Below are 20,428 nucleotides of genomic sequence, written 5' to 3'. Positions count from 1 at the left end.
GGTCGACACTCGCCCTTATGCGAGCCGTATCCGCACAGCACGCACCTGCGGCGCCCTTCACCTGGGGTCTGCACCACAGGGCGTGCAGGCGTCACCGCACCATCCTTCACTGGTGACCAGTTCTTCGTCAGGACCACCTCGGCGAACCCAAGCATGGCCGCCGAGGCCTCACTTCCGATGGCCCGGGTTCAGACGATCACTGTCGGCAACAGAGAATACGCCCTGTTGCCGCATCAACCACGAGGATCAACTATGACGACCACCGCTGAAAACTCGACCGCTTCGAGCCAGAACGCGCCGACTCCCATCACCGATGAGGAGATCTTCGCCGCCCACGAAGGAGGCAAGCTCTCGGCAGAGCTCACCTCACCGCTCCAGACCCAACGCGACCTCTCGATCGCGTATACCCCGGGCGTGGCCAAGGTGTGCACCGCGATCAAGGGGGAGCCGCAGCTGGCGCGCACGCACACGTGGACCGGTCGACTCGTCGCGGTCATCTCCGACGGATCGGCCGTGCTCGGCCTCGGTGACATCGGTCCGGCCGCCTCGTTGCCGGTGATGGAAGGCAAGTGCGCCCTGTTCAAGTCGTTCTCGGGACTCAACGCGATCCCGATCGTGCTTGACACCAATGACACCGACGAGATCGTCGAAACCATTGTCCGCTTGGCCCCGACCTTCGGCGCGATCAACCTCGAGGACATCTCCGCTCCGCGCTGCTTCGAGATCGAGGACCGGGTGAAGGAAGCCCTCGACATTCCCGTCATGCACGATGATCAACACGGAACGGCCGTCGTCGTACTCGCCGCGCTGACGAACGCTCTGCGCGTGGTGAAGAAGTCCTTCGAGTCCGTCCGTGTCGTCGTCTCCGGCGCGGGTGCCGCCGGTGTGGCCGTGGTGAAGATCCTCGCCGACGCCGGTGTCAACGACATCGTCGTCCTCGATTCCAAGGGAATCGTCGAGTCCGGCCGCTCCGACCTGACCGAGACCAAGCAGTTCCTCGCCGAGTCGACGAACCCGCGCGGAATCTCCGGTGGGATCGGCGAAGCCCTCGACGGCGCGGATGCCTTCATCGGCGTCTCCGGCGGCACCATCGACGAGGCGCACCTGGCCAACATGGCCGACGATGCGATCATCTTCGCCCTGTCGAACCCCAACCCCGAGGTGGCCCCCGATGTCGCTTCCAAGTACGCCACCGTGGTGGCCGCCGGGCGCAGCGACTTCCCGAACCAGATCAACAACGTCCTCGCATTCCCCGGAATCTTCCGTGGCGCGCTCGACGCCGATGCCGCCGAGATCACCGACGATATGAAGCTCGTCGCGGCTCGTGCGATCGCAGATCTCGTCGGCGATGACCTCGAGCCCGGCTATATCGTGCCCGGTGCGCTCGATTCTCGTGTGGCGCCGGCCGTCGCCGAGGCGGTCGAGAAGTCCGCGCTCGAGGCCATGGCCAAGCGCTGAGTCGAGCTAGTACGGCCCAATTCGAGTAGGGCTGGCGCTGAGTTGAGGAATAGCTGGCGCAGAGGTTGGGGTCAAAACCTCGCCGAGGCGGCCAGACAGTTCCAACGCAAAGGGCGGGCGAGGAAGTCGAAACTTCCTCGCCCGCCCTTATGTGTGCGTAGGGGGTGCGTGAACATCACTCACCGTTGGTGCCTCAACGCCGCGATCCGTGGGCATCACCCACCTTTAGTGGTTTTTCCTTCTGCAGTAGAGGGGTGAGGTGCTCGGTGGGTGATGCTGCATTACTGCTGAGGGTTCTGCGGCGGCTGGTGGCTGTTCTTCCACTGCTGAGCAGCTTCCCGCGCGGACTGCGCCGCAGATCGAACGGACTGCCCGAGGGACTGGCCTGAACTACCGGAACCGCCCGACCCGTCAGAGCCGCCGTGCCCATCTGAGCTCGGCGGGTTCGTCGGCTGCGGCGGAACGCTGGCCTGCTCCGAGCGGTTACTCGACGCGTACCGGCTCTCGGGTGCAGTGAAGGTCGCTCCGTCCTCGGCGGCGTTGGCGGCGAACAGGGCGTTGCGGATCTCCTGGCCCATCTCGCCCAGGCCTCCCGGGTTCGAGGGCATGAACAGCACGTTCGACCGCCCCTCCTGCGCGACGTTCTGCATGGTGTCGAAGTACTGGGTCATCATCAGCAGCTGCTCGGCAGTTTTGTCGATGCCCACCTCCTGCAGCTTCGCGTACTGCTCGGCGATACCGGTCGCAATCGCCTTGCGCTGAGCGGCGACACCCTCACCGTGCAGGCGCATCGCCTCGGACTCCGCCTGGGCCTGAGTGACGCGTTTGATCTTGTCCGCCTCGGCGAGGGACTGCGCGGCGACGCGGTCACGCTGTGCGGCATTGATCGAGTTCATCGAATCGCGCACCTTCGGGTCCGGGGTGATATCCGTGACCAGAGTGCTCACGATCTTGAACCCGTAGCGCTTCATCGACTCCGAGAGCCGGCGCTCCACGTTCTCCGCGATATCGTCCTTCGACTCGAACGCCGTGTCCAGGGTCAGACCGGACAGCGCCGAACGAACGGTATCGAAGACATAGGACCGGATCTGCTCCTCGGAGTTCGCCAGACGGTAGTAAGCGTCGGCGACATTGTCCTCTTCGACCACGTACTGAACGGCGACGGGAACCGTGACGAAGACATTGTCCTTCGTCTTCGACTCGATGTTGACCTCGAGCTGCTGAACTCGCAATGAGATCGGCCGACTCGTCGTCTCGATGAACGGCACCTTCGTATTCAGTCCCGGCTTCGCGACCTTCTTGAACTTGCCGAACCGTTCGACGATGACGTTCTCCTGCGTCTTCACCGTGAAGAACATGCTGGTACGCAGCTTGCCGAACAGCAGAACGGCGATGACGAGGATGACGATGATGATGGCGAATGTGGACACCAATCCAGTCATGAGTGCTCCAATGCGTCGTAGATGTCGGCCGCCGAGCGACCGTATGTGACTACCACCCTAGTGGCCGGAACGACTTCCGCATACGCCAAGGTCGGTTGATGGCACGGCCCACCTGTCTCCACATCGAAGAACGGCCGACTACACATCTGATGTCAGACGTATACTGGAAGCTCAGCGTGGAACGACCAGGAGAAGGTGATCATGGCGGAGACGACAGCCCCCGGCCGGAAAGTGACGACTTCCGACAGGATCAAGGATCTCATCCTCTCCGATGGCTTGCGTCCCGGGGACCTCCTGCCGACCGAAGGTGAACTGTGCAGCCGCCTCGGCGTCTCGCGGTCGAACGTCCGGGAAGCCATCCGCAAACTCTCCACCCTCGACATCGTCGATGTCCGCCACGGACACGGCACCTACGTCGGCGAGATGACCCTCGACGCCCTCGTCGAAGCCCTCGTGTTCCGCGGTGTGCTCAGCCCCGGTGACGACCTCGACGCGCTGCGTGATGTCGTCGAAGTGCGCAAGGCCCTCGATCGCGGAATGTCCGAGCAGATCGTCGACGCTCTCAAGGGCACGGAGAATTCCGAACTCACGGCCCTGGTCGAGGAGATGACTGCGCTCGCCGCCGCCGGCAAGACCTTCCCGCAGCAGGATCGCGCCTTTCACACGGGATTGCTCGCGAAGCTGGGCAACTCGCTCGTCGGCCAACTCGTCGCCGCCTTCTGGGACGTGCACACGGCCGTCCTGCCCAAACTCAACGTGGCCGTGGCGTCCGATCTGGAGCAGACCGCGGGGTCCCACGGACTCATGCTCGAAGCGGCGGAATCCGGCGATGCTGAGGCCTTCCGCGCCGCGATCACCGCCCACTATGAGCCGATCATGCGGGCCCTCGAGCAGAAATGATTGACTGCAGACAGACGCCCGCACAACTGACCGGGCCAGTGCCGAAGGAGAACTGATGGAAGTTGTCATCGCCGATGAATACACGCTGGCGGAACTCGCCGCCGACGCGATCGAGCGGCTGGTGCGCACGGAATCCGCGCCGGTCATCGGGCTGGCGACCGGTTCGAGCCCGCTGCGCATCTATGACGAGCTGACGACCCGTCACAAGAACGAAGGGCTGTCCTTCGCCCATGCGCAGGCGTTCATGCTCGACGAATACGTCGGAATCGCCGACGACCATCCGCAACGCTATCGCAACGTCATCGACACCGAGATCGCCTCCCGGGTCGACTTCGCCGAGGGGGCCGTCCACGGTCCCGACGGATCCGCCGAAGACCTGGCGGCCGCCTCGGCGGACTATGAACGCAATATCGCCGAGGCGGGCGGAATCGATCTGCAGATCCTCGGCATCGGCACCGACGGCCACGTCGCGTTCAACGAACCCGGATCATCCCTAGCCTCGCGGACCCGAGTGAAGTCCCTGACGCACCAGACGCGGATCGACAATGCGCGGTTCTTCGACGGCGACGTCGAGCAGGTGCCGAAGCTGTGCCTCACGCAGGGGCTGGGCACGATCATGGACGCTAAGCATCTCTTGCTCGTAGCGACCGGCGGCAATAAGGCCGAGGCCGTGCACCAGATGATCGAAGGGCCGATCTCGGCGATGTGGCCGGCGACCGTGCTGCAGATGCATCCGCACGTCACGGTCCTGCTCGATGATGCGTCGGCCTCCAGGCTGCAGCTCGGCGACTATTATCGCCACGCTTACGAGAACAAGCCGGAGTGGCAGAGCCTCTGAGCGTGTAACGCACTGCTTCTCGTCCTCGTTGATGAACCTGCGGGGAGTCATGTCTGTTGTCGCCGACCCCTGCATGGGTGAGGGGCCTTCTGCGAATCCAACTACCCACTTCTGACCGCCTTGGGATCTTGCTATTGCTGGCAATCACGATAGTCTAAGTAATTGACTAACAAGTTTTCGAAGACCAAAGGAGGTTTTCGCTGTGTTCGAAGGATTTGCATCGGTGGGCAGCGAGCGCGAGGGCGTCACCATTCGAGCCTGGAAAGGTGGAGCCGGCACTCCGGTCCTATTGCTGCACGGCTATCCGCAGACTCACCACATGTGGCATCGCGTCGCGCCGGCCCTCGCCGAACGGCACACCGTCATCGTTGCTGACCTGCGAGGCTACGGGGACTCAGGGAAGCCGGCACCTGTCGAAGATCGCTCGAACTACTCGAAGCGGGAGATGGCGGCTGACCAGCATCGGCTCATGGCGTCTCTCGGGTTCGACCGATATGCGGTGGTCGGTCACGACCGAGGTGCGAGAGTCGCCCACCGCCTGGGGCTCGATCAGCCGGAGGCGGTGAGTCGAATCGCCGTGCTCGACATCGTGCCGACACTGCACATGTTCGACAATGTCGACCGAGCCATGGCCAGTTCCTATTTCCACTGGTTCTTCCTCTCCCAGCGCGGAGGCATGCCCGAATCACTGCAGAGAGCCGACCCGCAGACCTGGCTTCGCAGCCGCTTCACTGGACGTCATGCCGGGGGAGAGGCCATCGCCGAGGCAGCCTACGCCGAATACGAACGGTGTTTCCTTCAGCCGGGTGCCATCGAAGGTTCGACGGCCGACTATCAGGCCGCGGCCAGCATCGACCTCGATCATGATCGGGCCGATCGGGACCGGGGCAGGACGTTGGACATGCCTCTTCTGGCCCTGTGGGGCTCGGCGGGCTACGTGGGTACGAATTTCGATGTGGTCGACGTCTGGCGTGAGTACGCAGACTCTGTCACCGGTGCCGCCATCGAGTCCGATCACTATCTTGCCGAGGAAGCCCCGGGCAAGGTTGCCGCCCGACTGCTCGACTTCCTCGCCGAGGAGGATCTCGAGAGCGTGGATGCCGATGATGGGGCCCTCGGATGAGCGCGTCTTCGCACATGGGCACACCCGCCGAGCTGCTCACGGACCGTCTGCGCCGCCTCGTCGAAATCGAATCGCCGACCGGTCATCGGGAGGGTATCCGTGCGTGCCTCGACCTCATCGACGGCTGGGCAACCGAGGCGCTGAGCGGGGGCGCGGGCCCTGCTCGTCGCGGAGAGATTCTGACGAACGGGGGATCCGACCATCTGTACTGGGAGGCCCCGAGCCCGGGGGCATCCTCATCCTCGGCCACGCAGATACCGTTTGGCCCGTCGGTACGCTCGCCGAGATCCCCTTTGCCGTCGCCGAAGATCGCGCCACCGGTCCCGGCGTCTTCGACATGAAATCCGGTATCGTGTCCGCGCTCGAAGCGCTCACGGCGCTGCAGGACACGGCGGACCTCTCTCTCCTCATCACCGGCGACGAAGAAACAGGTTCAGTGACCTCTCGGGGTCTCATCGAGGAAGCTGCTCGGGCTCATCGAGCGGTACTCATCCTCGAACCCAGCCTCGGCGGCGCGCTGAAGATCGCCCGCCGAGGGGTCGGCATCTACAGAGTCGAGATCACGGGAGTGGCTGCGCATGCCGGATTGGATCCGGCCAAAGGGATCAACGCCCTCCGGGAACTCGCCCACGTCATCCAGACCGTCTCGCGTGCAGCTTCGACCGAAGCTGATACTCATGTCACTCCGTCGGTGGCCAGCGGCGGAACTGCCGTCAACACTGTGCCGGCCGAGGCCTCACTAAAGGTTGATGTTCGAGCCTGGAGTCTCGCCGAACTCGAACGCGTCGATGCGGTGTTCGGCGCTCTGGCACCGCTCCACCCCGGCGCTGGAATCGCGGTGCACGGCGGAATCAACCGTCCACCCATGCCTGTCGAGTCCTCGGTCGTGCTCTGCCGCCTAGCCCAGCAGTCGGCCGAGCGTCTCGGCCAGCCCGAACTCGACGCGGTCGAGGTCGGAGGAGGATCCGACGGCAACTTCACTGCCGCGGCGGGCACGGCGACCTTGGACGGATTGGGGCCGATCGGCGACGGCGCACATGCACGACATGAATGGGTGCGGTTGAGCTCCATGGTCGAGCGAGCGGAGCTGACCGCCGAGCTCATCCGGAGCATCCGCAGCGTCGACGGCGACTCACTGACGATCGCATCGAATGAAAAGAGAGAGCGGGCCCCGCGGAGGAAAGAAACCGAGCGGGCAAACGGGGAGAATCAGGAGAGCATCTCATGACGACAGAACACAGCGGAACATCCGACACCGGTGTGCCGAACGCGGATCCGGGTCGGGCCCTCGGCTCGCCCGCGTGGAAAAAGCGATTCCACAGCGCCAGGCTGCACTGCGTGCGCCCGGCCGGAGCGGATCCGCGGACTGCGCTCGTCATCGACAACGGGCGGGTCTCCTCGTCAGGGCGGATCCTCAGCCAGATCGACGGAAACTGGGAGGTCTCCCAGACACTGCCGTTCCCTGTCGGCTTCGACGGAGCCATCAGCGCCGACGGCCGCTGGGTGGTCGGCCTCGACGATGACGGCGGCTCCGAGGTCGGCGGACTTGTCGCCTGTTCTGTCGACGGGCGGAACCGAGTCGAGCTGACACCGGGACGCGCGGCCTACGTGATCCGCGGAATCGACTTTTCGGTCGATGGAAGAACGCTCCTGGCCACGATCGTCGACGACGAGGGATTCCACCTCTTGTCCGTACCCGTTCCGGACTGGCAGTCAAACATTGCTCCTGCATTGACGAGCAGCGGTGCCACCGCCCAGGCGCCGGCGACCGAAACCGCGGATTCCGCGTCCGGGATCGCCGACCGTGCTGGTTGGGGAACGCCCCGAGTGGTCTGGTCGTCGACCGATGAGGCCTGGTACGGCCACATCTCCGCTGACGGCAGTCTGCTCAGCGTCGACAGCACCGACCACAACCCGGGGGTGCGACGCACCGCAGTGACCGTCATCGATGCCTCCACCGGCGCCGAGGTGGCCGTGTGCGATGATCTGCCCGCCGGTCCCGTGCGTGCCGTGCGATTCTCTCCGATTTCCGGAGACCAGAGGATTCTGCTCAGCACCGAGCGCAGCGGCTTTGCCCGACCGGCCATTTGGGATCCGACGACCGGTCAGCGATCGGACTTCGACGCTATGGAGCTCGACGGTGAACTGCAGCCGCTCGACTGGGATCCTCGGCGCGATCGCATTCTCGCTCTTCACATCGATGAGGGCATCCATCGGCTCATCCTCATCGACACCGTGGCGGGGGTCCTGGAAGTAGTCCGGGACGGCACCGGCAGCTACGCGGTCCCCGATGTCGCCGCCGAATTCGCCTATGAGGCGCAGTCCTACCTCGCCGACGGCGGGGTCATGTGCTTCGAGCAGTCCTGGGCGCGTCCGCCGAGGCTGCTGCGCATCGAATCGACGTCCGATGGTTCGGAGCCTGCCACGATCATTGCGGCACCGGATGTGCCGAAAGGGATCGAGTTCACCTCGGAGATGATCCCGGGAGCTGAGGGCACGCCGGTGCAGCTGTGGTGGGCTGTGCCCAGTGGAGAGGTACGCGGGACGATCCTGTCGGTGCACGGAGGACCAAATCTGGTCACCACCGATGCCTATTCGCCTGTGGCGCAGTCGTGGCTCGATGAGGGCTTCGCATACGCAGCGCTGAACTATCACGGTTCGGTGAGCTTCGGGCGCGCACTGCGGGAGGGATTCTGGACCGGGTACGGCGACCGCGAGATCGCTGATATCCGTGCGGCAATGGAGTGCCTCGCGGAGCATGGGATCGCCGACCCGTTGAGCAGCTACATCACCGGAGCCTCCTACGGAGGTCATCTCACCCTGCTGTCCCTGGGGCGCCTGCCGGATCTCTTCGCCGGCGGGTTCGCCATCGTCGCCATGGCGGATTGGGCGACGGCCTTCGCTGAGATGAATGCTGCCCTGCGGCCCGTCTGGGAGACGGTGCTGTCCCGGGGTGAGCTGAGCTTCGAGGAAGCCTGCCGCAAATTGTCCGCGACGAGCTATGTCGAGCAGGTCCGGGGATCAGCGGTGCTGTTCCAGGGTGCGCGTGATACTCGGACGCCTCCTGCCCAGGCTCGAAAGTACGTGGACGCACTCCGGGCCGCAGGCGGAGACGTACTCATCGAATGGTTCGACGCAGGTCACACACCGACCGGAACGACTCTCGAATCCGAATGGCTGACCACGGAGCTCGAGCTGATCGCGCTTACTGAGGCGGGTCAGCGGTGGTCCGGTTCGCCGCAGCCTCGCGACTCTCCGCAGCCAGGGCCTCCAGCCCCTTGATGAGGACTTCGAGTCCGGTGTCGAAGGTCTGAGTGTCCCCGATGCCGAGGAAGGGGCGTCCTGCTGCAGTTAGTGCCGGAAAGTCCTCCGGGTCGAGTCGCTCGAACTGCATCCGCCAAGCCAGCTCGTCTTCTGCCTGCATCTCCGCGGGCAGAGCATGCGAGGCAGCCTCGATGCTCGACAGAGCCCGCACGTAGTTGCCGAACACGCGCTGATAGCGCAGGGCGTCGTCGGGGCTGAACCCAGCGGCGAGAAGGGCCTGCAGCAGGAATTCCATGTTGGCGAACTCCCGCGGCAGCCGGGTGGTGCGGGCGGCCATCTGCTGGGCGAACTGCTGATAGCGCAGATAGTGGTCGTGGACGACACGTCCGGCGATCCTCAGATCCTCGCGCCAATCATCGGTGTGCACGAGCGATCCGAGATAGGACCGGTCGCGCAGCGAATCGAGGAGGGCGCGGACGAGTTCGTCCTTGTCCTTGAAGTGACGGTACATCGAGGTCGGATGCGCTTGGAGCTCGGCGCCCAGGGACTGGAAGGTCAGCTTCTCCAGGCCGTCCCGTGAGGCGATGGCTTCCGCGGCTTCGAGGATCACCTCACGATTGAGCGAATCGCGTTTGCGTCTCTGCTTGGGCGCCGGAGCCGCTGAGGCCTGCGGGGCTCCAAGCTCGTCTGCTGTGCTGCTCGTGGGATCCGAGGTCGTCACTGTGCTCCTGTCGTCATTGCCATCGCCGGTCCGTCCCTTCACCTTAATCAGTCGGACCTCTGTTGGGAAGTGAGTAAGTCCAGAAGATAGTCAAAGACATTGACTAAACGTATTGCTAACTCTGTCGATCGTCGCTAATCTGATGGCAGTGCCACTGGACGCTGACGTCCGGTACCCGTTCGAAGTGCCACTCGGCCCGGACCATCGAGCGGAGAACGAAGGGAACATCGATGCCGAGTTTCAGCACACAGATCAGACCTGACCACCACCGGGCAGTCGTACGCCGAATCGGGCGCAGGCGGAACCCACTGCGTTGGATCACCGCCTGTGTCTGCATTCTGGCCCTGGCCCTCAGCGGGTGTACCACTCCCAGAGGCGCCTCGGGGCCGGCCGCAGATACCGACAACCAGATCGTCATCGGGGCCGAACAGGAACCCGACTGCGCCGATTGGATCGCCACCTGCGCAGCCGCCATCTGGGGCAGCTACACCATGCGGCAGCCCACCCTTCCGCGAGCTTTCGTGACACGGGAGGTCAAGGGGCAATGGATGCTCACTCCGTCGAATCTGCTCGCCGGGGAGCCCGAGGTCACAGTCACAGATTCCGGCAAACAGGTGATCACCTACCGGATCGCTCCCGAGGCGCGGTGGTCGGACGGAACGCCGATCACCGGAAAGGACTTCGAGTACACCGGCCTGCAGATCCGAGATGGTGAAGACGTCTTCGACAAAAGCGGCTACTCGGAGATCGAATCGATCGACGCCGTCGATGAGAAGACCGCGGTTGTCACCCTCGGCAGCGAGTACGGCGCATGGAAGAAGCTCTTCAGCGGCGACTACTCGGTGCTGCCGGCCCACCTGCTCGAAGGCAAGGACCGGTCAGCGATGATGAAGGACGGCTACTCCTTCTCCGGAGGCCCGTGGAAGATCGAGTCATGGATCAAGGGAACCTCCGTGACACTGGTGCCCAACGACAACTATTGGGGAGTGAAGCCGGAACTCGATCGAGTTACGTTCCAGTTCATCACTGACACCGCCGCGGCCTTCCTCGCACTCAAGAGCGGGCAGGTCCAGGCCCTCTATCCGACCCCGCAGTTCGACGCCCTCAGCCAGATCGAGGCAGGCGTGCCCAACACCGACATCATCGTGGACACGGAATCGGGCAACCTCGAGGCGATGTGGCTCAACAACGACGCTTTTCCCTTCGACGATGTCGCCGTCAGACAGGCCTTCGCTCATGCGATCGACCGACCCGCCATCGTCGAACGACTCTATGGTCGGCTCGGCGTGGATGAGACTCAGGAAAGTCTGCTCACTCCCCTCAACGGCACCTTCGCCGCTGCCGACTTCGCGAGGTACACAAAGGATCCGGGCCGGGTCGAAGAGCTGATGACCGAGGCCGGGTGGGAGAGGAACTCGGAGGGGATCTGGGCCAAGGACGGAAAGACCGCAAGCTTCCGGATCACGTCTCAGGCCGGCAACCAGCGTCGCGAGCTGACCGAGCAGATTCTGCAGAAGCAGGCCGCCGAGGCTGGATTCGATATGACCATCGCCAATGTCGCACCTGCGGCCCTGTTCGTCGACGTGGCCCCCAAAGGCGAATACGAAGTCGGGCTGTGGACACTCATCGACACCGTCCCCGAACCCAGCCTCGACGGCATCCTCACCTCGGACTCCGTCCCGTCCGAGGACAACGGCTTCTCCGGAATCAACTTCACTCGCACCTCGGTCGACGGCCTCGACGGTCTGCTCGACACAGTCGCCCGAAGCACCGACCGTCAGGAGCGGATCTCCGCTTCGACGAAGGCGGAGAAGCTCATCGCCGAGGCGGTGCCTGCGATTCCCATCGACACGGTGCCCAACATCGTCATGACCACCGACCGTCTCCACGGGCCGATCAGGAACAACCCCTCCGAAGGGCCGTTCTGGAATCTCGAGCAGTGGAGCCTGGCCGGGCAGGAGGGCCGGTCATGATCACCTACGCCCTGCGCCGACTGATCTACTCGATCCCCGTCGTCATCATTGCCTCGTTCCTGCTCTTCTGGGCGGTGCGCCGGGCGTTCGACCCCTTGTCAGAACTCCGTCAATCCCAGGATCCTGAAGCACTGGCACGAGAGACGGAACGTCTCGGACTCGACCAGCCGATCCCCAAGCAGTACCTCGACTGGTTCACAGGATTCGTCACCGGCGACTGGGGAATCAGCTCCCGGACCGGACGCGAAGTCACCGACATGATCCTCGACGCGGCGGGGCCGACGATCCAGCTCATCGTGTGTGGCGTCGTCCTCGGCGCGCTGTTCGCCCTCATAGTCGGAGCCTATTCTGCGGTGAAGCAGTACAGCATCCCTGACTATGCGCTCACGACGGCGTCCTATATCGGCATCGCACTGCCGGCCTTCTGGTTCGGTCTCCTACTCATCCAGGTACTCGGTGTTCTGCCGGTCCAGATGTGGGACCTGAGCGAGCCGCCCCTGTTCTTCGTCGGTCTGCACTCGGTGGGTGAGGGAGGGTTCGGCCTCGACTATCTGCGGCATCTCGCGCTGCCCGTGGTGACGATGACGATCACCCTCGTCGCCGGATGGAGCCGATATGGTCGGGCCTCGATGCTGGAGGCGTTGAGCAGTGACTATGTGCGCACCGCGCGGGCCAAAGGGGTGCCCCGGGTGCAGGTGATCATCAGGCACGCCCTGCGCAACTCCCTGGCACCCTTCATCACCGTGGTCTTCCTCGACGCCGGACTGCTCTTCGGCGGGCTGGTCGTCACCGAACAGATCTTCTCCGTCCCCGGTATGGGCAAACTGTTGCTTGATTCCCTGCTCGCCGGTGACGCACAGCTGGTGCTGTCCTGGATGATGTTGGTGGCACTGACGATCGTCGTCTTCAACCTCATCGCCGATCTCTCCTATGCTCGACTCGATCCGAGAGTGAAACTGTCATGACTCAGAATCGCTTCAGCCAGAGGAGCTCCGGCGAGCGGGTTCGTACTGAACCCACGCAGCTGAGGCTCTTCGCCCGACGCTTCTTCCGCCACCGGTTGGCTCTGACCGGAATGGTCATCCTCGGTGTCCTCGTCATCGCCTGCTTCGGCGCACCGTGGCTGGCACCATACCCGGAGAACCAGCAGGATCTCATCACCGGCTCCTCAGGCATCAGCGCCGCACATTGGCTGGGCACCGACCAGTTGGGCCGTGATTTCCTCAGCCAGCTGCTCTACGCCGGACGGGTCTCGATGTCGGTCGGGCTCGGCGTGGGCGTTCTGGCCACCGCAGTCGGAATCCTCCTCGGCTCGATCGCCGGGTACGTCGGCGGCTGGATCGATGAACTCATCATGCGACTGGTCGACCTCTTCCTCATCGTTCCCCCGCTGGCCGTGCTTGCGCTCATCCTACAGGGCTTCGGCACGTCGACCTTCACGATCGTGCTCGCACTCTCGTCCCTGGCCTGGACCGTCATCGCCAGAGTCGCGCGCGGCCAGGTGCTGTCGCTGAAGGAGAAAGAGTTCGTCGAGGCTGCCATCGTCCTCGGAGCCTCACCCCTGCGGGTGATGCTGCGCCACCTCGTGCCGAATCTGGCAGGGGTCATCGCCGTCAACGTGTCCTTGGCCGTCGCCGCAGCGATCATCACGGAATCGACCCTGAGCTTCCTCGGCTTCGGCGTACAGCCGCCAGCCTCAAGCTGGGGGAATCTGCTCAGTCAGGCGGCCGGACTGCTTGGCACCCCGCAGGTGCATCTGCTGCTCTATCCCGGATTCCTCATCCTCCTCACGGTGCTCGCCGTCAACTTCATCGGCGATGGGCTGCGTGACGCCTTCGACCCTCAAACCCAACGCTGATCGGGACTCACCATGAATGACGAACTGCAGACGATGCTCGAGGTCCGCGACCTCACCGTCGTCTTCACCACGGACGGGCAGGAGGCCACCTCGGTGTCCGAACTGAACTTCACCCTCTCCGGGGGCGAGATCCTCGGAATCGTCGGAGAATCAGGCTCCGGCAAATCGATCACCTCGATGGCGGTGATGGGTCTGCTGCCGCGTGCGGCACAGGTGAGCGGATCGATCCGGTTCCGAGGCGAGGAGCTGCTTGGCCGCACGGAGGACGAACTGAGAGCCTTGCGCGGCAACCGCGTCGCCATGATCTTCCAGGATGCGCTCGCCGCGCTCAACCCCGTGCACACCGTCGGGGAGCAGCTCGCCGAGGCGGTGCGGGTCCACGCGCGGGAAGCGAGTCGAGCTCACCTGCGGGAGCGGGCGATCGAGCTCCTCGACACGGTCGGCATTCCCACTCCGGAACAGCGCGTGGACCAGTTCCCCCACGAATTCTCCGGAGGCATGCGGCAGCGGATCATGATCGCGATGAGTATCGCCAATGACCCGGATCTCATCATCGCCGACGAACCGACGACCGCCCTCGACGTCACAGTCCAGGCGCAGATCATCGACGTCCTCAGGCGAGTGCAGGAGCGAACCGGCTGTGCTCTCGTCTTCATCACCCACGACCTCGGTGTAGTGGCGGGAATCGCGGACCGGGTACTGGTCATGTACGCGGGCAGGAAGGTCGAAGAGGCGACGGTCGATGAACTGTTCTATACCACTGCCCACCCCTATACGATGGGCCTGCTTGATTCGATGCCGCGTCTCGATCAGCAGCGCGATTCTCCGCTCTATTCGATCCCCGGCACCCCGCCGGATCCGACGGCGATGCCGCCGGGATGCCGCTTCGCCCCGCGGTGCGAGTATGCGGTGGCAGGTCTCTGCGATGAGAGGGAGATCCCCTTCATCGAGGTGACCGATGGTCACGGCGCCGCGTGCGTGCGCATCGCCGAAGTCCGAGAACTGCGAGCTGCCGGATGCTCAACCGAAGAGAACAGGAGCCGATGATGTCCACCAGCCTCGAAGTCGACGAGGTCGTCAAGACGTTCCCTGTGAGATCCGGACTGTTCCGGCGGCGGACCGGAACCGTCCACGCCGTGTCCGGTGTCAGCCTCGACGTCCCCGCGGGGACGTCTCTGGGCATCGTCGGCGAGTCCGGCAGCGGAAAGAGCACCTTGGGGCGCTCGATCGTGCGCCTGCACGGCATCGACTCCGGCAGCATCCGCCTCGGCGGCAATCCGATCGAGGATGTTCGCGGGGATGAACTCAGAACCGTGCGCAGGAAGGTGCAGATGGTCTTCCAGGATCCTTTCGCCTCGCTCAATCCGCGGCTGACGATCGGCAGTGCGCTGACCGAGGCGATGGAGATCCACGGATTGGCGGCGGGCCGTCGGCCCGCGCGGGTGAGTGAGCTCCTCGACATGGTCGGCCTGCGACCTGAGTACGCCCAGCGATACCCGCATCAGTTCTCCGGTGGGCAGAGGCAGCGGATCGGCATCGCCCGCGCGCTCGCCGTGGAGCCGGAGGTGATCGTGCTCGACGAGCCGGTCAGTGCACTCGACGTCAGTGTGCAAGCGGGCGTGCTCAACCGGCTGGCAGACATCCAGCGTGAGTTGGGGCTGACCTATGTCTTCATCGCCCATGATCTCTCGGTCGTGCGTTACCTCTGCGATCAGGTGGTGGTGATGTACCTGGGCACGATCGTCGAATCGGGCCCGACTGAGCAGCTCTTCGAATCTCCCGCTCACCCCTACACGAAGGCGCTGCTCTCGGCGGTGCCGATCCCGGATCCGCGATTGGAGCGTGGTCGAGAGCGCATCACGCTCAGCGGGGACATCCCCAGCCCCCTTGACCCGCCATCGGGATGCCCATTCCGGACTCGCTGCTGGAAGGCCACCGAGGTATGCGCCGTCGAGGTGCCCATCGGTCAGCTGCGCAACAATGGAACGACGGCTGCCTGCCACCACCCAGAGGTGTGAGCATGTCCGAGTGTGAGTGCTCCGACGGATTCGATCGGAGGGTGATCAGGAGAATCCGAAGAAGTCGTCTGGAGATTTGACACGCTTCGGGATCTCACGCTGCAGGAATTCGGTGAAACGCTGCGCCCTGAGCGGATAGAGCTCGGTATTGGGAAAGGCGAGGTAGATGTCCGAACGGATGGTCGGGACGTCGGCGAGGACCGGGACCAACTGACCTGTCTCCAGGTAGGGGCGGACGTTCCACACTGAACGCATCGCGATCCCGTGCCCCTGTACCGCCCATCTGGTCACAGTGTCCCCATCATTGCAGCGGAGAGGACCGCGCACGCGGATCGGAGTGATAACGCCGTCGAGCTCGAACTTCCACAGGTTGAAGTCCGGTTCGTGTTCGCTGAGGATGAGGCAGTCGTGGTCACGCAGCTCGTGGATCGAGTGCGGTGCGCCTCTGCGCTCGAGATAGTCGGGGGAGGCGCACAGGACTCGACGATTGCGCAGCAGGCGGCGGTACACCAGCTGGGAATCCTTGGCCGCGCCGACACCGACGAGCATGTCGAAGCGGGAGTTCTCGAGGTCGAAGGGATCGGCTGACAGTTCGAGATGGACCTCGATGTTCGGATGCGCCCGGTGGAAGTCGGCAACGAGTTCCGACAGGTGAGTGCGACCGAAACCGAGAGTGCCGCAGATGACCAGAGTGCCGCGCTCACTGTCGACGCTGTTGGCGACATCGGCTCTCAGCACCTCCGCCTCGTGGACGATGCGCCGTGACCCCTCGAGGAAGAGCAGACCCTCAGCGGTCATGACCATCTGCCGGGATGTCCTGTGGATCAGTCGGACGCCGAGGCGGTTCTCGAGATCGGTGAGTCGTCGGCTCACCGCAGAGACGGACATTCCCATCGACCTGGCCGCTGCGGTCAGGTTCATCTCCTCACCGATCGTTGCGAAGAAGTGGAAATCGTCGATTCTCACGGTGTCCATTCTAGGACCGATGACGTCGGCACCGGTCATCGAACTTTGCGTTCTGGTCAAAGACGGGTTGACCAGAATGGAGGTCGCACGGATCGTCAGTGCTGTTAGATTTCATTTCGAAACCCACGAACTCCGGAGGAGAACAGATGCCGACTATTGCAGTCATCCCCGGCGACGGAATCGGCAAGGAAGTCATGCCCTTCGGCGTGCAGGCCGTCGACGTCGCTGCACGCCGACACGGACTCGACGTCGAATTCGACCATTTCGATTTCGCCAGCGCCGAGTACTACCAGGAACATGGGCGGATGCTGCCCGAAGACTGGAAGACCGTGCTCGGCTCTTATGATGCGATTCTCTTCGGGGCGGTGGGCTGTCCGGCTGTCGTCCCCGACCACGTCTCGCTCTGGGGCAGCCTCCTGCAGTTTCGGCGCCATTTCGACCAATACGTCAATCTGCGCCCCTGCAGAATTCTGCCCGGCATCACTTCGCCTCTGCGCGACAAAGGCCCCGGGGACGTCGACTTCCTCGTGGTGCGGGAGAACACCGAAGGGGAGTACTCGAATTCGGGCGGCATCATGTTCGAAGGCACGCAGCGTGAGTTCGCCATGCAGGAGACCGTCATGACCCGGGTCGGAGTGGATCGGGTCATGGAATACGCTTTCGACCAGGCGATGAAGCGCAGAAGGAAAGTGACGTCCGCGACCAAGAGCAACGGCATATCGATCACGATGCCCTATTGGGATAGGAGATTCAGTGCCGCGGCAGTTCGCCACCCCGAAGTCGAGACGGACCAATTCCACATTGACATCCTCACCGCGCACTTCGTCCAGCACCCCGAGTGGTTCGACGTGGTGGTGGCCTCGAACCTGTTCGGAGACATCCTCTCGGACCTGGGGCCTGCCTGCACCGGCACCATCGGCGTGGCGCCGAGCGCGAACATCAACCCGACTGGTGAGTTCCCCAGTCTCTTCGAACCCGTCCACGGTTCGGCCCCCGATATCGCCGGACAGGGAATCGCCAACCCCATCGGCCAGATCTGGTCTGGGGCGATGATGCTCGATCACCTCGGCGCCGAAGACTGTGGGAAGGAAATCGAGGCCGCAATCGAATCAGTCCTCCGCGCCGCCGATACAGCGGTCCTCACCCCGGACGTCGGCGGCACCGGAAACACAGAGACCCTCGGACGCGCAGTCATCGAGGCGCTGAACTGAGCGGACTCGTTCCGCTGCGCTAGCCCTCGACCGCCTCGGTGAACCATGAGGTGATCGTCGCGGGATGCGTGATCGCGGTGCCCACGACCACGGAGTCGGCGCCGGCTTCGCGGGCTGCGGCGGCGTGGGCGGGGGTGTGGATGCGGCCCTCGGCGACGAGCATCGCAGGCAGCTCGGCCGCGCGGATGGCACCGATGAGTTCGAGGTCGGGGCCGTCGGTCTTCTCCCGTTCGCCCGAGTATCCGGCCAGGGTCGTGCCGACGATGTCCGCCCCGGCATCTGCCGCGGCCTTCGCGTCGTCAAGGCTGCCGCAATCGGCCATGACCAGGGCGTTCGTCTGTTCGTGGAGGCGTTTGACCGTCTCGACCAGGCTCAATCCGTCGGGTCTATTCCGCCGTGTCCCGTCGAGGGCGACGATGTGAGATCCGGCCAGCGCCACGGCATAGGCATGCTGGAAGGTCGGCGTGATGACGACCCCGTCCCTGCCGTCCTTCCACAGCCCGATGACCGGGACCTCGACCGCCGATCGGGTCGCCTGGATATCGCCGAGACCCTGCACCCGCACGGCCGCCGCTCCTCCGATGACCGCCGAGGCCGCCACCTGAGCCATCGTGTTCGGATCGCGCATCGGCTCGCCCGGATAAGCCTGCGCCGAGACGATGAGCCGTCCGCGCAGCGTATCGAGGATCTCGGTCTTCGACAGCATCAGTGAGTCTCCTTCTTCTGGCTGTGCTCGCCGTTCCACAGGCTGGCGGCGCCGATGAGTGCGGCGTCCTGCCCCAATTCTGCCTTCACCAGAGGGGTTCCGGAGGCGGCGGGGATGAGTTCGGCCGCGAAGGCTGCACGCAGGGGCGTCCACCAGGTTTCGTCCATCTCGGCGAGACCGCCGCCGACGACGATGACCTCGGGGGAGAGGACGTTGACGATCCCGCCGAGTGCCGATCCGAGCGCGCGTGCCCCCGTTTCGAAGGCGCGAACCGCCAAAGCATCCCCCGCCGAGGCGGCTGCCGCCAATTCTCGCGTGTTCGCCGGGATCGGCGCTGTCCCATCGCGACCGGACCGTGAGTTCGGCGCCGAGGTGGGAGCCGAGGCGGGGGAGTCGTCTCCGTGGACCAGTCGTTGGTAGGTATTGAGGATGGCAGGGCCCGAGGCGATGGCCTCGACATGGCCGGTGCCGCCGCACGGGCAGTCGAGTCGGGCCGCGGCCGCCGAGGGCACGTGCCCGATGTGTCCAGCTGCTGAATTCCTGCCGGTCAGCAGGTGTCCGTTCGTGATGAACCCGCCGCCGATGCCGGTACCCGCGGCGACGAGCAAAGAGCTCCGAGCGCCGCGGGAGGCTCCGGTTACCGCCTCGCCGAGGGCATGCGCGTGCACATCATTGACCGCGCGCACGGGAAGGTCGGTGCGCGCCGAGAGCTCGGAGGCCAGTTCGGTTCCGGCCCACCCGGGCAGGGAATCCGTCGCCGAGACCACGGTGCACGTCTCGGGATCGATGACCCCGGCCGCTCCGATGCCGATCCGCCACTCGGACTCGGCAAGGGACTCCGCGCCACGCGAACCCGACGACTCCGCGATGACGGCGGCGGCCACCTCGGCGATGGTGTCGAGAACCGCCCGGGCACCTGCGGTCGCGGGCGTCGGAGCGCTGCGCACATGCGCAAGGACACCGTCGATGACGGAACCGGCACGGATCTTCGTGCCTCCGACATCGACGGCGACGGTGGCGGGCTGGGTCACAGCAGTCCTGCGGCGGCGACGATTTCGCGGACGCGCTCGGCCTCTGCGGCATTGAGCGCCTCCATCGGCTCGGCCATCCGGTTCGAGCCGATGACGCCCATGAGCTGCAGGGCGGTCTTGAATCCGCCGAGCCCGGCCGCACCCGCGGATACGCGGCCCGAGGTCGCGGCTCCCGTGATGTCGAACAGGGCTGCCACGCGGTCCTGCTCGGCAGCTGCGGCCCGCCAGTCGCCGGCCTTCGCCGCATCATAGATGCGCACATATCCGGCGGGGTCGACGTTGCCGAGGCCAGGGACGATGCCCGCCGCTCCGCCGAGCATCGCACCGTCGGTGACCACCTCGTGGCCGGTGAATACGGCGAAGTCCGGCAGATGCTTCGTCGCGAGCAGCAGACGGCGGAAGCCCACGTCATCGCCCGAGGAATCCTTGACTCCGGCGATGACGCCCTCCTCGGCGAGGCGGACGAGGACGTCGAAAGGCATCTTCATATGCGTGCGCACGGGCACGTCGTAGGCGAACACGGGCACGCTGACATGTGCGGCGATCGCACGGAAGTGGCGCTCCACCTCGGCGGAGTCGGAGAGCGCATAGAACGGCGTGGTGACCACGACTGCGTCACCGCCGATGGCCAGCAGGCGGTCGGCCTCCTCGAGGACCCGCGCCGTCGTCTGTTCGCTGACGCCCACGAGCACGGGCACTCGCCCGGCGGCCGCCTCGATCGCGGTGGAGAGGACGAGGTCACGCTCGGCGTTCGTCAGGTACGGGACCTCGCCGGAGGACCCGAGCACGAAGATTCCGTGCACCCCGCCGGCGACGAGGTGGTCGACGAGGGCGGCGAGCCCGGCCCGGTCGATCTCACCGTCCGCGGTGCGCGGGGTCAGCAGCGGGGGAATGATGCCGTGGAAATCAGTCATGGTCG

General features: G+C 64.7%; 18 protein-coding genes. 12 read left to right on the top strand and 6 right to left on the bottom strand.

What is annotated here, in order from left to right:
* Nucleotides 1-252: 252 nt before the first annotated feature.
* Nucleotides 253-1,458 carry an NAD(P)-dependent malic enzyme gene (locus tag BLU88_RS17585; protein WP_092016791.1) on the top strand — a complete coding sequence of 402 codons (1,206 nt, stop codon included), beginning with the start codon at nucleotides 253-255 and terminating at the stop codon, nucleotides 1,456-1,458.
* 281 nt (nucleotides 1,459-1,739) lie between these two features.
* Here BLU88_RS17585 and BLU88_RS17580 read toward each other — a convergent pair whose 3' ends face one another.
* The gene (locus BLU88_RS17580) at nucleotides 1,740-2,900 is read right to left on the bottom strand and encodes an SPFH domain-containing protein (RefSeq protein WP_231939492.1); all 1,161 of its coding nucleotides are present in this window, start codon (nucleotides 2,898-2,900) and stop codon (nucleotides 1,740-1,742) included.
* Between the two features lie 201 nt (nucleotides 2,901-3,101).
* Between BLU88_RS17580 and BLU88_RS17575 the strand changes: the two genes are divergently transcribed.
* The 5 genes from BLU88_RS17575 (at nucleotide 3,102) to BLU88_RS17555 (ending at nucleotide 9,043) form a co-directional block, all read left to right on the top strand.
* Nucleotides 3,102-3,800: a FadR/GntR family transcriptional regulator gene (locus BLU88_RS17575; RefSeq protein ID WP_092017639.1), complete on the top strand. Its 699-nt coding sequence runs from the start codon at nucleotides 3,102-3,104 to the stop codon at nucleotides 3,798-3,800.
* A gap of 55 nt (nucleotides 3,801-3,855) precedes the next feature.
* Entirely contained in the window at nucleotides 3,856-4,638 is a 783-nt protein-coding gene (gene nagB / locus BLU88_RS17570; RefSeq protein WP_092016789.1) for a glucosamine-6-phosphate deaminase, read from the top strand.
* Nucleotides 4,639-4,840: 202 nt separating this feature from the next.
* Entirely contained in the window at nucleotides 4,841-5,761 is a 921-nt protein-coding gene (locus tag BLU88_RS17565) for an alpha/beta fold hydrolase (protein WP_092016787.1), read from the top strand.
* A 103-nt stretch (nucleotides 5,762-5,864) separates the two neighbouring features.
* Entirely contained in the window at nucleotides 5,865-6,989 is a 1,125-nt protein-coding gene (locus BLU88_RS17560) for a M20/M25/M40 family metallo-hydrolase (protein WP_157689192.1), read from the top strand.
* Nucleotides 6,986-9,043, top strand: coding sequence for a prolyl oligopeptidase family serine peptidase (locus tag BLU88_RS17555; protein ID WP_092016785.1), 2,058 nt, complete (start codon nucleotides 6,986-6,988; stop codon nucleotides 9,041-9,043). The genes BLU88_RS17560 and BLU88_RS17555 overlap by 4 nt, the downstream gene beginning before the upstream one ends.
* Here the strand turns inward: BLU88_RS17555 and BLU88_RS17550 are convergent.
* A complete protein-coding gene (locus tag BLU88_RS17550; RefSeq protein ID WP_092017637.1) occupies nucleotides 8,967-9,746 on the bottom strand; it encodes a TetR/AcrR family transcriptional regulator in 780 nt (259 codons plus the stop codon). The two genes, BLU88_RS17555 and BLU88_RS17550, sit on opposite strands and share 77 nt — an antisense overlap.
* Before the next feature lie 230 nt (nucleotides 9,747-9,976).
* Here BLU88_RS17550 and BLU88_RS17545 point away from each other — a divergent pair, with 230 nt between their 5' ends.
* The 5 genes from BLU88_RS17545 to BLU88_RS17525 are packed head-to-tail and all read left to right on the top strand — an operon-like array spanning nucleotide 9,977 to nucleotide 15,595.
* Nucleotides 9,977-11,719: an ABC transporter family substrate-binding protein gene (locus BLU88_RS17545; protein WP_092016783.1), complete on the top strand. Its 1,743-nt coding sequence runs from the start codon at nucleotides 9,977-9,979 to the stop codon at nucleotides 11,717-11,719.
* Complete coding sequence (locus tag BLU88_RS17540; protein WP_092016781.1) at nucleotides 11,716-12,684, top strand: ABC transporter permease; 969 nt, start codon at nucleotides 11,716-11,718, stop codon at nucleotides 12,682-12,684. Before BLU88_RS17545 ends, BLU88_RS17540 begins: the two co-directional genes overlap by 4 nt.
* A complete protein-coding gene (locus BLU88_RS17535) occupies nucleotides 12,681-13,577 on the top strand; it encodes an ABC transporter permease (RefSeq protein ID WP_092016778.1) in 897 nt (298 codons plus the stop codon). Before BLU88_RS17540 ends, BLU88_RS17535 begins: the two co-directional genes overlap by 4 nt.
* A 12-nt stretch (nucleotides 13,578-13,589) precedes the next feature.
* Nucleotides 13,590-14,624, top strand: a complete 1,035-nt coding sequence (locus BLU88_RS17530; protein WP_092016776.1) for an ABC transporter ATP-binding protein — start codon at nucleotides 13,590-13,592, stop codon at nucleotides 14,622-14,624.
* Nucleotides 14,624-15,595 (top strand): ABC transporter ATP-binding protein, encoded by a 972-nt coding sequence (locus BLU88_RS17525; RefSeq protein WP_231939491.1) that lies wholly within the window; start codon nucleotides 14,624-14,626, stop codon nucleotides 15,593-15,595. Before BLU88_RS17530 ends, BLU88_RS17525 begins: the two co-directional genes overlap by 1 nt.
* 45 nt (nucleotides 15,596-15,640) lie before the next feature.
* On the opposite strand, the gene BLU88_RS17520 is transcribed toward BLU88_RS17525, so the two are convergent.
* The gene (locus BLU88_RS17520) at nucleotides 15,641-16,561 is read right to left on the bottom strand and encodes a LysR family transcriptional regulator (protein ID WP_167356917.1); all 921 of its coding nucleotides are present in this window, start codon (nucleotides 16,559-16,561) and stop codon (nucleotides 15,641-15,643) included.
* Between the two features lie 146 nt (nucleotides 16,562-16,707).
* Here BLU88_RS17520 and BLU88_RS17515 point away from each other — a divergent pair, with 146 nt between their 5' ends.
* Complete coding sequence (locus BLU88_RS17515) at nucleotides 16,708-17,772, top strand: tartrate dehydrogenase (protein ID WP_092016770.1); 1,065 nt, start codon at nucleotides 16,708-16,710, stop codon at nucleotides 17,770-17,772.
* 19 nt (nucleotides 17,773-17,791) lie between these two features.
* On the opposite strand, the gene BLU88_RS17510 is transcribed toward BLU88_RS17515, so the two are convergent.
* From BLU88_RS17510 to BLU88_RS17500, 3 genes are read right to left on the bottom strand one after another with little or no spacing between them, the layout of a single operon-like run.
* Nucleotides 17,792-18,478, bottom strand: coding sequence for an N-acetylmannosamine-6-phosphate 2-epimerase (locus BLU88_RS17510; RefSeq protein ID WP_092016768.1), 687 nt, complete (start codon nucleotides 18,476-18,478; stop codon nucleotides 17,792-17,794).
* Entirely contained in the window at nucleotides 18,478-19,509 is a 1,032-nt protein-coding gene (locus BLU88_RS17505; RefSeq protein ID WP_092016766.1) for an ROK family protein, read from the bottom strand. The genes BLU88_RS17510 and BLU88_RS17505 overlap by 1 nt, the downstream gene beginning before the upstream one ends.
* Nucleotides 19,506-20,423 carry a dihydrodipicolinate synthase family protein gene (locus BLU88_RS17500; protein WP_092016764.1) on the bottom strand — a complete coding sequence of 306 codons (918 nt, stop codon included), beginning with the start codon at nucleotides 20,421-20,423 and terminating at the stop codon, nucleotides 19,506-19,508. Before BLU88_RS17500 ends, BLU88_RS17505 begins: the two co-directional genes overlap by 4 nt.
* Nucleotides 20,424-20,428 lie beyond the last annotated feature (5 nt).

The organism is Brevibacterium siliguriense (assembly GCF_900105315.1).
Lineage (GTDB): Bacteria > Actinomycetota > Actinomycetes > Actinomycetales > Brevibacteriaceae > Brevibacterium > Brevibacterium siliguriense.
The sequence above is the reverse complement of the archived record's forward strand: the minus strand, read 5'-3'. Positions and strand labels throughout refer to the sequence as shown.